At 62.9% G+C, this 12,309-nt stretch carries 11 protein-coding genes and 1 riboswitch; of the genes, 6 read left to right on the forward strand and 5 right to left on the reverse strand.

From position 1 onward, the window contains the following. Nucleotides 1-104 precede the first annotated feature (104 nt). The 4 genes from AC56DI_RS16885 to AC56DI_RS16900 all read right to left on the reverse strand — a co-directional run bounded on the left by AC56DI_RS16885 (nt 105) and on the right by AC56DI_RS16900 (nt 3,764). The gene (locus AC56DI_RS16885; protein ID WP_496347186.1) at nt 105-980 is read right to left on the reverse strand and encodes a metal ABC transporter ATPase; all 876 of its coding nucleotides are present in this window, start codon (nt 978-980) and stop codon (nt 105-107) included. Nucleotides 981-1,127: 147 nt separating this feature from the next. Continuing rightward, complete coding sequence (locus tag AC56DI_RS16890) at nt 1,128-1,943, reverse strand: aldo/keto reductase (protein ID WP_496347187.1); 816 nt, start codon at nt 1,941-1,943, stop codon at nt 1,128-1,130. Further along, nucleotides 1,940-3,115: an NAD(P)/FAD-dependent oxidoreductase gene (locus tag AC56DI_RS16895; protein WP_496347188.1), complete on the reverse strand. Its 1,176-nt coding sequence runs from the start codon at nt 3,113-3,115 to the stop codon at nt 1,940-1,942. Before AC56DI_RS16895 ends, AC56DI_RS16890 begins: the two co-directional genes overlap by 4 nt. Before the next feature lie 316 nt (nt 3,116-3,431). Beyond that, a complete protein-coding gene (locus AC56DI_RS16900) occupies nt 3,432-3,764 on the reverse strand; it encodes a DMT family transporter (protein WP_496347189.1) in 333 nt (110 codons plus the stop codon). 85 nt (nt 3,765-3,849) lie between these two features. Here AC56DI_RS16900 and AC56DI_RS16905 point away from each other — a divergent pair, with 85 nt between their 5' ends. Then, nucleotides 3,850-4,734, forward strand: a complete 885-nt coding sequence (locus tag AC56DI_RS16905; RefSeq protein WP_496347190.1) for a LysR family transcriptional regulator — start codon at nt 3,850-3,852, stop codon at nt 4,732-4,734. 47 nt (nt 4,735-4,781) lie between these two features. Continuing rightward, complete coding sequence (waaA, locus tag AC56DI_RS16910; protein ID WP_496347191.1) at nt 4,782-6,053, forward strand: lipid IV(A) 3-deoxy-D-manno-octulosonic acid transferase; 1,272 nt, start codon at nt 4,782-4,784, stop codon at nt 6,051-6,053. 178 nt (nt 6,054-6,231) lie between these two features. Here the strand turns inward: waaA and AC56DI_RS16915 are convergent, their stop codons facing one another. After that, nucleotides 6,232-7,689, reverse strand: a complete 1,458-nt coding sequence (locus AC56DI_RS16915; protein ID WP_496347192.1) for a TolC family outer membrane protein — start codon at nt 7,687-7,689, stop codon at nt 6,232-6,234. A 217-nt stretch (nt 7,690-7,906) separates the two neighbouring features. Then, nucleotides 7,907-8,012, forward strand: a riboswitch (TPP riboswitch). Between the two features lie 106 nt (nt 8,013-8,118). Here AC56DI_RS16915 and thiC point away from each other — a divergent pair. The 4 genes from thiC (at nt 8,119) to cpdA (ending at nt 12,275) form a co-directional block, all read left to right on the forward strand. Continuing rightward, nucleotides 8,119-10,002 carry a phosphomethylpyrimidine synthase ThiC gene (thiC, locus tag AC56DI_RS16920; RefSeq protein ID WP_496347193.1) on the forward strand — a complete coding sequence of 628 codons (1,884 nt, stop codon included), beginning with the start codon at nt 8,119-8,121 and terminating at the stop codon, nt 10,000-10,002. A 257-nt stretch (nt 10,003-10,259) separates the two neighbouring features. Next, nucleotides 10,260-10,862 carry an NUDIX domain-containing protein gene (locus tag AC56DI_RS16925; RefSeq protein WP_496347194.1) on the forward strand — a complete coding sequence of 201 codons (603 nt, stop codon included), beginning with the start codon at nt 10,260-10,262 and terminating at the stop codon, nt 10,860-10,862. Further along, complete coding sequence (locus AC56DI_RS16930; RefSeq protein ID WP_422586922.1) at nt 10,859-11,305, forward strand: DUF1249 domain-containing protein; 447 nt, start codon at nt 10,859-10,861, stop codon at nt 11,303-11,305. The genes AC56DI_RS16925 and AC56DI_RS16930 overlap by 4 nt, the downstream gene beginning before the upstream one ends. 142 nt (nt 11,306-11,447) lie before the next feature. Then, nucleotides 11,448-12,275: a 3',5'-cyclic-AMP phosphodiesterase gene (cpdA, locus tag AC56DI_RS16935; RefSeq protein WP_496347195.1), complete on the forward strand. Its 828-nt coding sequence runs from the start codon at nt 11,448-11,450 to the stop codon at nt 12,273-12,275. Nucleotides 12,276-12,309: the final 34 nt, after the last annotated feature.

Below are 12,309 nucleotides of genomic sequence, written 5' to 3' on the forward strand. Positions count from 1 at the left end.
GTTTAATTCGCGAATGTGCTTCTTGGACTGAATCGCCCCGGATTGCATCCGGGCTACATCTTAGGCCTAGAAACAAAAAGCCCCGGTTATCCGGGGCTTTTGTTTTAGGCCGTTTGGCGCTTCAGCCAATCGGCCCAGCTGATGCGCTCATCACGCACCAGCCAGCCGTCGCGCTCGGCGAAGCCTTCGGACAGCCATAGGTTGTCGGTTTTGCTCGCCTGCAATTGGCCTTGTTGCAAGGTGAACAGCTCGCCTGTGGCGCGGCCGTTGCGCAGGGCGATCAGGTGCAGGTCGGGCTGTTCGCGTGCCAGGCGGGTGATCAGGTCGCAGCCTTCCAGTTGTTCATCGGCGTGAAACAGGCTGAGGTCACGGGCCAGGCTCGGCAGTTCCAGGCGCAGGTTGTAGACCAGTTGCAGCGAGGCGGTTGGTAGGTGCACGTAGGCCAGTGGTCGCTCCAGCAGCGGCAGGCTGTCGCGAAAGACCGGGTGGGTCGAACCGATCTGCGCCTGCAGGCCAAAGTGCAGCACGTCTTCGTAGTCCAGGCAGTCGGCGTAGGGCGTTGGCAGCCAGGTCTGGGCGAAGCGTCCGCCGAGCCAGCCGGATTCGCTTTCCACCAGGCACTCCTCGGCGACCTCTTGCAGCGCGGTGAGCAGCGGCAGGTTCAGCTCGTGGGCCGGTACGTAACCAGAAATCAGCTTGAGTACGGTGTCGCCGCGGTCTTCGCGTTGCTGGCGCACCACCACCCAGTAATCCTTGCCCTCCAGTTGCAGGGTCAGGCGCACCGACACGCCGAGGTTGGCCAGCTCCACGGCAAAGTGCTGGCTGTCGGCAATCTGCAGCGGCCGACGGCGGGCTTGCATCTGGCTGAAACTCAGCGGCAGGCCGATGCCTTGGTAGCTGAGCTGATGGGCGCTGGCTTCTACATGCAGGGCCAGGGTTTTGAAGCTTTCGGGGTCCTTGCGGGCGAGGGTCTGCGGCATGGGCGACTCCAGATACGGCGCGCGGGGAACGGATGGGTCAGGCTAGCAGGCGCCGTGCTTCACGGGGCTGCTGGCCGACGAACAGGTCCGATTCTAGCGACTTGCTGAGCGACCAGGACTGCGACCGACGGTCGCGCCTGGCACTGCTTACTTCAGCCCGTGAATCACCTTGGCCGCCGTCGCCACGTTATGGGCGAGGTGCACAGGATTGATGGTGCCAACAATCGCGCTGTTGACCCCCGGATGGCTGAACAGTAACTCGAAGCTGGCGCGTACCGGGTCGACGCCCGCTGCCAGGCAGGCGTGGCCGCTGGCCAGGGCTTTTTTGATCAGGATTGCCTTGCCGTGCTCGGCGGCGTAATCCAGCACCGGCTTTTCTGTCTGCTCATTGAGGTTGTAGGTGACCATGGCGCAGTCGCCTTGCTCCAGGGCCAGCAGGCCGCCGGCGACGGTCTTGCCGGAAAGGCCGAAGGCGCCGATCTTGCCTTCGCGCTTGAGCTCGGCAAGGGTGGCGTAGATACCGCTGTCGTGGAGGATGGCCAGGTCGTTGCCGTCGGAATGCACCAGCACCAGTTCGATATGTTCGGTTTCCAGGCGCTTGAGGCTGCGTTCTACCGACAACCGGGTATGGGCCGGCGAGAAGTCGAAGAGCGAGGCACCGTTGACGAACTCTTCGCCGACCTTGCTGACAATCACCCAGTCCTGGCGCTGGCCGCGCAGCAGCGGGCCTAGGCGTTCTTCACTGATGCCGTAGGCCGGTGCGGTGTCGAGCAGGTTGATGCCCAGCTCGCGGGCCTGGTGGAGCAGGGCGCGGGCAGCGGCGTCATCGGGGATACTGAAACCGTTGGGGTATTTCACCCCCTGGTCGCGGCCCAGTTTGACCGTGCCCAGGCCTAGCGGCGAAACCGTCAGCCCGGTACTGCCCAGTGGGCGATGCAGGTCGTGCAGGGTGGCGAGCGTCATGGCAGCAACGCATCCCACACAGGGGTGGCGACCGTCGGACGCGGCAACTCGGGCAGCGCTGAATGTTGGCCGGGCTGAATAGCGTCGCGCTTAAGGGCCGCCAGCACGCGATCGGCGAAGTCCGGGGCCAGCGCCAGCTTGGTCGGCCAGCCCACCAGTAGCCGCTCCTGCTCAGCGAGGAAGGCGTTGTCCGGGCGTACCAGGCCGGATTGGGCCGGCTCGGCGCGATCCACGCGCAGGGTCGCCCACTGGGTGGCGGCCTGGTCGACCCAGGGCAGCAGGTCGGCCATTTCCTTTTGTGCTGCTTTGATTTGGTCGGCTTCGTCGCGGGCCACGCCCTCGGCTTCGGCCAAGTCGCCGCCCAGGTACCAGACCCATTGGCCGTCGGCCGCCGGATGGGTGGTGACCGTTACCCGCGGCTTGGGTCCGCCACCCAGGCAGTGGGCGTACAGCGGTTTTAGCGCCGGGCCCTTGGCCAGCACCATATGCAGTGGGCGCAATTGCTGGGTGGGCTGACTGATGCCGAGTTGCTTGAGCAGTTCGGCATTGCCGCCGCCGGCGCTGAGGACGATGCGTTGTGCGCGGATCTCACGGCCATCGACGCGCAGGCCAGCGAGGGTCTCCTGTTCACGCAGCGGCTCGATCTGCGTACCACTCAGCAAGCTGTTGCCGGCCAGTTCAGCCAAGCGCGCGATCAGGCTCGGCACGTCGAGGACCAGTTCGGCCAGGCGGTAGACCTTGCCTTTGAATTTGGGGTGTTGCAGCGCAGGCGGCAGGTGCTCGCCCTTGACCTGGTCGACCCGGCCGCGCACGGCCTTGCTAGCAAAGAAGCTGGTGAGGTTGCCGGCGAGGGTGCCCGGCGACCACAGGTAGTGGGCCTCGGACAGCACGCGTACGCCGCGCAGGTCCAGCTCGCCGCTGCCGCTGAGGGCTTCGCGCCAACGTCTGGGCATGTCAGCAATCGCTTCCGAAGCGCCGGTCAGAGCGCCGTGCAGGGCGTACTTGGCGCCGCCGTGGATGATGCCTTGGGATTTCACGCTCTGCCCGCCGCCGAGGCTGGCATTCTCCACCAGCAGGCTGGTGTAGCCGAGCTGGCGCAGGCGCGCATGCAGCCAGAGACCGGCGATACCGCCGCCGACGATCAACACGTCCGTGGAAAGGGCCTGGGACATAGCGCGTAGTGCCTTGCTCGGGAAAACAGGCCGGCAGTATAACCGCCTGCTAGGGGCTGCTGCCGTTTCGTTCGTGGCCGCGCCGGAGCCGGTTTTTGCGCGAGGCAAGGCGCGAGGAGCGTGATTTGGTTATTCCAAATAAGCGACGAGTAACGCGGCCTCGCACAAAAACCGGCCCGGCCCTTCGGGTTGCGCGCGAAATGGCCCCCCCCGTTGTTGCAGAACTTGGCAAGGGAATAACCATTACCTGCGTCCTGCGCCTAACCGGGGGCCATTTCTCGCGGCAACGCGGCTCACGATGAAACGGCAACAGACCCTAATGCCCGGCGGTGTTGGAGAACAACTGCATCACCATCACGCCGCCAACAATCATGCTCATGCCGAGCATCGCCGGCCAATCGAGTTTTTGCCCATAGATAAACAGTGCGGCAATGCTCACCAGCACAATGCCCATGCCCGACCACACCGCATAGGCCACGCCAATTGGGATGGTCTTCACCACGATCGACAACAGCCACAGTGACAGGCCGTAACCACACACCACGAGCAACAGCGGCAGGGGCTTGTTGAAGCCGTCCAGGGCTTTCATTGAGGTGGTGGCCACCACTTCGGCGGCGATGGCGATGCCAAGAAACAGGTAGCCGGACATGTTGCAGTACTCCTTTGCTGGAGCGGCGATTCTAGGCCCACACATGATGGGGTAAAGTTATTACCTATCTGGTTTGGAGATCGCTATGCGTTGGAACCTTGAGCAGTTGAGCTTGTTTGTGCGCATCGCCGAGGGCCGTTCGTTCTCCGCTGTGGGCCGCGATCTACAGCGCGCCCAATCGGCGGTGAGCAATGCCATTGCCTTGTTGGAGGCGGATCTGGGCTTGCTGTTGTTCGAACGCAGCAGCGGCCGCCAACCACGCCTGACCGCTGCCGGGGTGACGCTGCTGGAGGAGGCGCGGGAAATTTTGCGTCAGTGCGAGCGCCTGGAGGGGAGAGCTCAGGGGCTGGTGCGCGGCGAAGAAGTGATCCTGCGCTTGGCTCAGGACGAAGCCATGCCTTATCAGCCAGTCCTCGACAGCCTGGAAGCACTGGCTCAGCAGTTCCCCTTGCTTGAAGTGCAACTGGCCAGCGGCGCCCAAGGCGAGGTGGCGCGCAAACTGCTGGAGCGACGCGCCGATCTTGGCCTGCTGTTTCACCATGAGCGTATGCCCGAAGCGCTGGAACGCCAACGCTTGGGCGCGATTGAAATGGTCACCGTATGCGGCGTCGGCCATGCCTTAGCGACGGCCAGCTATGTCGACCGTCGCGAGCTGGCCCGGCATCGGCAGCTGTTGATGGCGCCGCAGGACAGCCACTATCCCGGCGGTGAGCAGATTAGTCCGTCGGTCTGGCGCACCGACAGTTTCTACACCATGGCCGAACTGCTGATGCGCAACTTGGGCTGGGGCTGGCTGCCGCGCCATGTGCTGCAGTACCCGACTTATCAGCAGCAGCTGGTCGAACTGCGCAGCGACTGGACCCCGCCGCCGCTGGTGGTGGAATTGGTCTGCCGCCGCGATGAAGCCCACGGCCCCGCTGTCGTGTGGTTGGCCGAACGCTTTGCCGAACACCTGCAAGCAATTGGCTAAGCGTTGCGCACCTGCATCCGCGCGGCGAACTCAGTAAACTGCCGGCCATGAATAGAACCTTGTACAGCCTGCTGTTTCACCTCGGTCTGCCGATTTTGGCTCTGCGCCTGCTCTGGCGTGCCTGGCGCGCGCCGGCCTATAGCCGCCGCCTGCTGGAACGCTTTGCCTTCGGCTTGCCGCCGCTCAAGCCCGGCGGCATCTGGATTCATGCCGTATCGGTGGGCGAAAGCATTGCCGCCGCGCCGCTGGTGCGTGAGTTGCTGGCGCGCTATCCAGCGCTGCCAATCACCATTACCTGCATGACGCCGACTGGCTCCGAGCGCATTCAGGCGCTGTTCGGCAATCAGGTGCAGCACTGCTATTTGCCCTATGACCTGCCCTGGGCGGCGGCGCGCTTTATTCGTCGTCTGCAGCCGCAACTGGCGGTGATCATGGAAACCGAGTTGTGGCCCAATCATATTCACCAATGCGCCAAGCGCGGCGTGCCGGTGGTGCTGGCCAATGCGCGGCTGTCCGAGCGCTCGGCGCGGGGTTATGCGCGCTTTGCCAAATTGACCGCGCCGATGTTGGCCGAGCTGAGCCTGATCGCGGTGCAGAGCGGCGCCGAAGCCGAACGTTTTCTTGCCTTGGGTGCGCGGCCGGAGTGTGTCGACGTGACTGGCTCGATCAAGTTCGACCTGCGCATCGAGCCCGAGCTGCTGGCCCAGGCCCAGGCCCTGCGCGCCGCTTGGAATACTGTGCAGCGTCCTGTGTGGATCGCCGCCAGCACCCATGCCGGCGAAGACGAGAGCGTGCTCGCCGCCCATCGTTTGCTGCTTCGGCAGCAGCCGCAGGCCTTGCTGATTCTGGTGCCGCGCCATCCTGAGCGGTTCGCCAGCGTCCAGCAGTTGTGCGTGAAGGAAGGCTTTACCACGTGCCGGCGCTCCCAGGGCGAAGCCCCTGACGCCGCGACCCAGGTGCTGCTGGGCGACACCATGGGCGAGTTGCTGTTGCTCTATGCCCTCGCGGATTGCGCCTTTGTCGGTGGCAGTTTGGTGGCCAATGGTGGGCATAACCTGCTGGAGCCGGCGGCGCTGGGTTTGCCGGTGCTGAGTGGGCCGCATCTGTTCAACTTCCTGGAAATTGCTGCCCTGTTGCGCAGTGCCGGCGCCCTGGCCGAGGTGGTCGATGCCGATGCCCTGGCCGCGACCCTGGTGCGCCTGTTTGCTGAGCCGCAGCAGGCCGACGCCATGGCCACTGCCGGCTTGGCAGTGCTCAAGGCCAATCAGGGGGCCTTGCAGCGCCTACTGGATGGCGTACAGCGCTTGCTGCCGCGCTAGTGGCCTTATTCGGATGACGGCATGGAACTCTCCGACCCGTAGGAGCGGCTTTAGCCGCGAAGGCTCGATGGTTCGCGGCTAAAGCCGCTCCTACAAAAAGCCCCCTTAACGCCTCAATGCATCGCCGGAAACAGCCAATAAAAAACCCGCACTCGGCGGGTTTTTTATTGGGTTGCGATCAGTAGTTGGGATCGCCACGCAGTTGGGCTTCGGCTGCCTTGGCCAGGTCTGGCGGCAGGTAGTCGGTGTCCGGGTTGTAGTCTTTGTTGAGGAAGGCGGCGAGGGCTTCCAGGTCGGCCGGGCTGAGGGTGCCGGCGGCCTGCTTGAGGCTCAGGTTGTCGAGGATGTAGCCGTAGCGCGCGTCGTTGTAGTTGCGTACCGAGGTGTACAGGGCGCGCTGGGCATTGAGCACGTCGACGATGTTACGGGTCCCGACCTGATAGCCGATCTGGGTCGCTTCCAGCGAGCTCTGGTTGGAGATCACTGACTGTTTGCGCGCTTGCACCTGTTGCACGTCCGAGGTTACGGCACGGTACAGGTTGCGGGTGTTCTGCACCACTTCGCGGCGCAGTTGCTCGCGCGATTGCTCGCTTTGATTGAGCTGCTCATAGGACTGGCGCACTTGCGAGCTGGTCAGGCCACCGCTGAAGATCGGCACGTTGAGTTGCAGGCCGATTTGGCCTTGTGCCACGTCGCTGCCGTAACGAATGGCGTCGGACTGGTTGCTGAAGCCGAAGTTGTCGTTGTCGCCTTTGCCATAGCTGGCCACCGCGGTGACGGTGGGGGCGTGGCCTGATTTGCTCTGGCGCAGGCTTTCGCCGGCAGCATCCACGGCGTAGTTGCTGGAGAGCAGGCGCAGGTTCTGCTGGGCGGCGGTGTCGACCCAGGCTTTGGCGTCGCTCGGCGTCGGTGGCAGGATCGGCAGGCTGTGGCGCATGCCGTCCACCGAGCTGTAATCACGGTTGGTCAGGGTGGTCAGGGCCTGGAAGGCATCGTCCACTTGCTGCTGGGCGATAATCCGGTTGGCCACGGAGGTGTCGTAACCGGCTTGCGATTCGAGCACGTCGGTTTTGTCTGACAGACCCACGTCGAAGCGTTCATTGGACTGGTCCAGTTGGCGCTTGAAGGCCGCTTCTTCAGCCTTGCTGGTGGCCAGGCCGTCCTGGGCGCGCAGAATATTGAAGTACACCTGGGCGCTTTGCAGGATCAGCTCTTGCTCGGTGGCCGAGAACTCCAGACTGGCTTGCTGGCTGGTGGACTCCGCCGCTTTCAACTGGAACCAGGCGGCCGCATTGAACAGCGGCTGGCTGAGGTTGGCCTGATAACTGTTGCCGCTGCGCGAACTGGCTGGCGAACTTGAGCCCACTGGGGTCTCTACCGAATCGATGCTGGTGCGGGTGTCCTGCACCGTGCCGGTGGCCGACAGGTTGGGCAGCAAGGCCGCGCGTGCCTGCGGCACCACTTCCTTGCGCGCCATGTACTGGGCGCGGGCAGCGGCCAGTGCGGCGTTGTTCTTGGCGGCTTCCTGATAAACGGAAATCAGGTCAGTCTTGGCGGAGAGGGGAGCTTCTGCTGCCCAGGCCGATGTGCTGGTGGCGGCAGCCACGGCAATGGCCAGAGAAAGTCTGCGCAACATGCGGTAATCCTGGATTGGGCGGTAATAGGCAAGGCTAAGCGGCACTGCCACAAGGGTCAAGGCGCACTATTAACGCCGTGAGGCCAGTTTGCAACAAGCTATGTTGCTTTGCCGGAACAATCCCCCAGTGCTTGCGACGAATTGGCCCGGCCGACGAAACGTCCTGCCGACGACGTTAGTCGATTGGTGTTCTCTGCCCGCCTTGATTAGACTGGCCGGGTTCTTGTCGGGGTGCCTTGTGTCGAGGCTGAGATCGAAATGTTTCGGATCCCGTTGAACCTGATCAGGTTAACGCCTGCGTAGGGAACAAGATTTCTCGTCGACGGCCCCGTGCCCGTAACGAGACCTCTCGCGCCGGCTGCGGCGCCCCAAGCCCTCAGGTTGACTCCGACAATTCTTGCCCTGGCTGCAGTTGTGGAGAGTCCCGTGATGAGTGCACAAGAAAAAAATCTCAGTGAAAGCGCCCAGGTTGACCAGCAATCGGTCCAGCCTTTTCCGCGTTCAGAAAAAATCTATGTGCAGGGCTCGCGCCCCGACATTCGGGTGCCGATGCGCCAGATCAGCCTGGACGACACCTCCACCGACTTTGGCGCCGAAGCCAATGCCCCGGTGCTGGTGTATGACACCTCCGGCCCGTACACCGACCCGGCAGTGACTATTGATGTGCGCAAAGGTCTGGCCGATGTGCGCTCGGCCTGGATCAATGATCGTAACGACACCGAATTGCTCGACGGCCTGAGCTCCAACTTCGGCCTCGAACGCCTGGCGGACCCTGAACTGACCGCCATGCGTTTCGCCCACGTGCGCAACCCGCGTAAGGCCCGCGCCGGTGCCAACGTCAGCCAGATGCACTACGCCCGCCAAGGCATCATCACCGCCGAGATGGAGTACGTTGCCATCCGCGAAAACATGAAGCTGCAAGAGGCCCGTGCCGCTGGCCTGTTGACTGCTCAGCACGCCGGCCAGAGCTTCGGCGCCAGCGTGCCGAAAGAAATCACCGCCGAGTTCGTGCGCGAAGAAATCGCCCGTGGCCGCGCCATCATTCCGGCCAACATCAACCACGTCGAGTTGGAGCCGATGATCATCGGCCGCAACTTCCTGGTGAAGATCAACGGCAACATCGGCAACTCGGCGCTGGGTTCTTCCATTGAAGAAGAAGTCGCCAAGCTGACCTGGGGCATTCGTTGGGGCTCGGACACCGTGATGGACCTGTCCACCGGCAAGCACATCCACGAAACCCGCGAGTGGATCATCCGTAACTCGCCGGTGCCAATCGGCACCGTGCCGATCTACCAGGCGCTGGAGAAGGTCAATGGCGTGGCCGAAGACCTGACCTGGGAGCTGTTCCGCGACACCCTGATCGAACAGGCCGAGCAGGGCGTCGACTACTTCACCATCCACGCTGGCGTGCTGCTGCGCTATGTGCCGCTGACCGCCAAACGCGTGACCGGCATCGTTTCCCGTGGCGGTTCGATCATGGCCAAGTGGTGCCTGGCGCACCACAAAGAGAACTTCCTCTACACCCACTTCGACGAAATCTGCCAGATCATGAAGGCCTACGACGTCAGCTTCTCGCTGGGTGATGGCCTGCGTCCGGGCTCGATTGCCGACGCCAACGACGAAGCCCAGTTCGGCGAGCTGGAAACCCTCGGCGAGCTGACCAAGATCGCCTGGAAGCACGACGTCCAGGTGATGATCGAAGGCCCTGGCCACGTGCCGATGCAGTTGATCAAAGAGAACATGGACAAACAGTTGGAGTGCTGCGACGAGGCGCCGTTCTACACCCTCGGCCCGCTGACCACCGACATTGCGCCTGGCTACGACCACATCACCAGCGGCATCGGCGCGGCGATGATCGGCTGGTTCGGTTGCGCCATGCTTTGCTACGTGACGCCCAAGGAACACCTGGGTTTGCCGAACAAGGATGACGTGAAGACCGGCATCATCACCTACAAGATCGCCGCGCACGCCGCCGACCTCGCCAAGGGCCATCCGGGCGCGCAGATCCGCGACAACGCCTTGAGCAAGGCGCGCTTCGAGTTCCGCTGGAACGACCAGTTCAACCTGGGCCTGGACCCGGACACCGCGCGCAGCTACCACGACGAAACCCTGCCGAAGGATTCGGGCAAGGTCGCGCACTTCTGCTCCATGTGCGGGCCGAAGTTCTGCTCGATGAAAATCACCCAGGAAGTGCGCGTCTACGCCGAGGAGCAGCGCATCGCCGCCTTGGAACTGGATGAGGCCGAACAGGGTATGCAGGCCAAGGCCGAGGAATTCAAAGCCCAAGGCAGCGAGCTGTACCACAAGGTCTGAGATCAGCCATTAAGGCGGATTTTGGAGTGATAAAGAAACGGGCCGTGATGGCCCGTTTTTTATGGGTCTGTTCCTGTCGGCTGCTGTAAGGCTGTGGGTTGTCCGGCGCTGGTGTTAGGTTGCGAATGTTGTGGCCGTTTATTTCCCAGGCAGCGCGTTTCGCCACACGGTGTAAGCTGCGATCAATGGCGCCGGTGATCAGTGTCGGCTGTGGGGCCGAGCTGCGGTGCAGTACAAAAAGTCGATAGGAGTACGCGATGAATCGCGATGACGACGTTGAAGTGGTGGAGCGCGAGGCTTGTTTTCGCGGGTTCTACCAGTTGGATCGCCTGCATTTGCGCCACCGCTTGTTTGCCGGTGGCATGGGCAAGCTGATCAACCGTGAGCTGTTTGTGCGCCACGATGCGGTTTGTGTGCTGCCCTATGATCCGCAGCGCGATTGCGTGGTGTTGATCGAGCAGTTTCGCGTTGGCGCCTTGGATAAAAGCGTCAATCCGTGGCTGATCGAACTGGTGGCCGGGCTGATCGACAAGGACGAGCAACCCGAGGAGGTGGCACGCCGCGAGGCGGTCGAAGAGGCTGGTCTGGAGTTGGCCGAGCTGTGGCCGTTGACCCAGTACTACCCGTCGCCGGGCGGCTCCGATGAGCGCGTGCACTTGTATGTGGGCCGCTGTGACAGCCGCGGCGCCGGCGGTGTGCATGGTCTGGAAGAAGAGGGCGAGGACATTCGCGTGCTGGTCTGGAGTCTCGACGAGGCGCTGACCGCCCTGGACGACGGACGCATCGACAATGCTGCCAGCATCATCGCCTTGCAGTGGTTGGCCCTTAATCGCGACAAGGTACGGGAGCGCTGGGCATGACCGCCGTGCGCGAGCGCTATCGGCTGGACCTGATTGAACTGCAGGCCACCTGTGAGGCCAATTACGCGCGCTTGATGCGTCTGTTGCCGGATATGCGCGGGCTGGTCGGCTCGCGCCGCGTGGCCCTGAGTCAGGGCGAGCAGATGCTCGGTGTGCTGGCGCTGGAAGTGACCGAGTCCTGCCCATACACCACCACCTTGCAGGTGCGTCAGGAGCTCAGCTTGCCCTGGCTGCCGTTGCCGCACATGGAGGTGCGCGTCTATCACGATGCGCGCATGGCCGAAGTGGTCGGTGCCGAGAATGCTCGGCGCTTTCGCAGCATTTACACCTACCCGAATGCGGCCATGCACCAGCCCGACGAGAAAACCCAGCTCAATCTGTTTCTCGGCGAATGGCTTGGGCATTGCCTGGCCTGTGGCCATGAATTGCAGCCGGTGTTGTGAAAAACACCAGGGTTGGCAGCGTCGGCGTTAAAAGCGCTCGGTCAGGCCCTACTGATTATCTGTGACAGCTATCAACTTTTGCGGTTTACCCTGCGTCGTCTGAGCCGCCATAATCCAGACCATTACGCTCAAGGAGACGGCCTTGCCGAGCGCGCCGCCTGTGGTTGCTGATCTTGCCTCTGACTCTTCGGTCCTGCTGGTGCAGTTGTCCGACAGTCATCTGTTTGCCGATGCAGACGGCAAACTGCTGGGCATGAATACCCACGACAGCCTGCAGCGGGTGATCGAACGGGTACTCGACGAGCAGCCACTGGTCGATCTGATTCTGGCTAGCGGTGATCTGTCCCAGGACGGCTCTCTGGCGTCCTACCAGCGTTTTCGTCAGTTGCACGAGCAGATTCCGGCTCCGGCGCGCTGGTTTGCCGGCAACCACGATGAGCTGCCTGCCATGCAGGCGGCCTGTGCCGGCAGCGATCTGTTGCAGCCGATTATCGATCTGGGTAACTGGCGCATTATCTTGCTGGACACCTCGATTCCCGGCGCCGTGCCCGGCTACTGCTCTGCCGAGCAACTGGCGTTGCTTGAGCAGGCGCTGCAGACCGCCGGCGACCGCCATGTGCTGGTGACCTTCCACCATCATCCGGTTTCCATCGGTTGTCGCTGGATGGAGCCAATCGGTATCCGCAACCCCGAGGCGCTGTTTGCCGTTACCGATCGCTATCCGCAGGTGCAGGCCATGCTCTGGGGGCATATCCATCAGGAGTTCGACCAACTGCGCAACGGTGTGCGTTTGTTGGCCTCGCCCTCTACCTGCGTGCAGTTCGCGCCGGGCAGCGAAGAGTTTCAGGTTGACCAGGAAGCGCCCGGCTACCGCTGGCTGCGCCTGTATGCCGATGGCCGGCTGGAAACCGCCGTGTCGCGGGTGGTCGGTATCCACTTTGAAGTGGACTACAGCATCAAGGGCTATTGAACGCAGCTGCGGCTTGCCGCCCGCGGTCTGCACC

The sequence above is a fragment of the Pseudomonas sp. BGA-UO-ETr-WB11 genome (assembly GCF_059567785.1).

Bases quoted from the DNA above. Each gene is read 5' to 3' on its own strand.
- AC56DI_RS16885 (WP_496347186.1), bottom strand. From the start codon at position 980: ATGCCGCAGACCCTCGCCCGCAAGGACCCCGAAAGCTTCAAAACCCTG.
- AC56DI_RS16890 (WP_496347187.1), bottom strand. From the start codon at position 1,943: ATGACGCTCGCCACCCTGCACGACCTGCATCGCCCACTGGGCAGTACC.
- AC56DI_RS16895 (WP_496347188.1), bottom strand. From the start codon at position 3,115: ATGTCCCAGGCCCTTTCCACGGACGTGTTGATCGTCGGCGGCGGTATC.
- AC56DI_RS16900 (WP_496347189.1), bottom strand. From the start codon at position 3,764: ATGTCCGGCTACCTGTTTCTTGGCATCGCCATCGCCGCCGAAGTGGTG.
- AC56DI_RS16905 (WP_496347190.1), top strand. From the start codon at position 3,850: ATGCGTTGGAACCTTGAGCAGTTGAGCTTGTTTGTGCGCATCGCCGAG.
- waaA (WP_496347191.1), top strand. From the start codon at position 4,782: ATGAATAGAACCTTGTACAGCCTGCTGTTTCACCTCGGTCTGCCGATT.
- AC56DI_RS16915 (WP_496347192.1), bottom strand. From the start codon at position 7,689: ATGTTGCGCAGACTTTCTCTGGCCATTGCCGTGGCTGCCGCCACCAGC.
- thiC (WP_496347193.1), top strand. From the start codon at position 8,119: ATGAGTGCACAAGAAAAAAATCTCAGTGAAAGCGCCCAGGTTGACCAG.
- AC56DI_RS16925 (WP_496347194.1), top strand. From the start codon at position 10,260: ATGAATCGCGATGACGACGTTGAAGTGGTGGAGCGCGAGGCTTGTTTT.
- AC56DI_RS16930 (WP_422586922.1), top strand. From the start codon at position 10,859: ATGACCGCCGTGCGCGAGCGCTATCGGCTGGACCTGATTGAACTGCAG.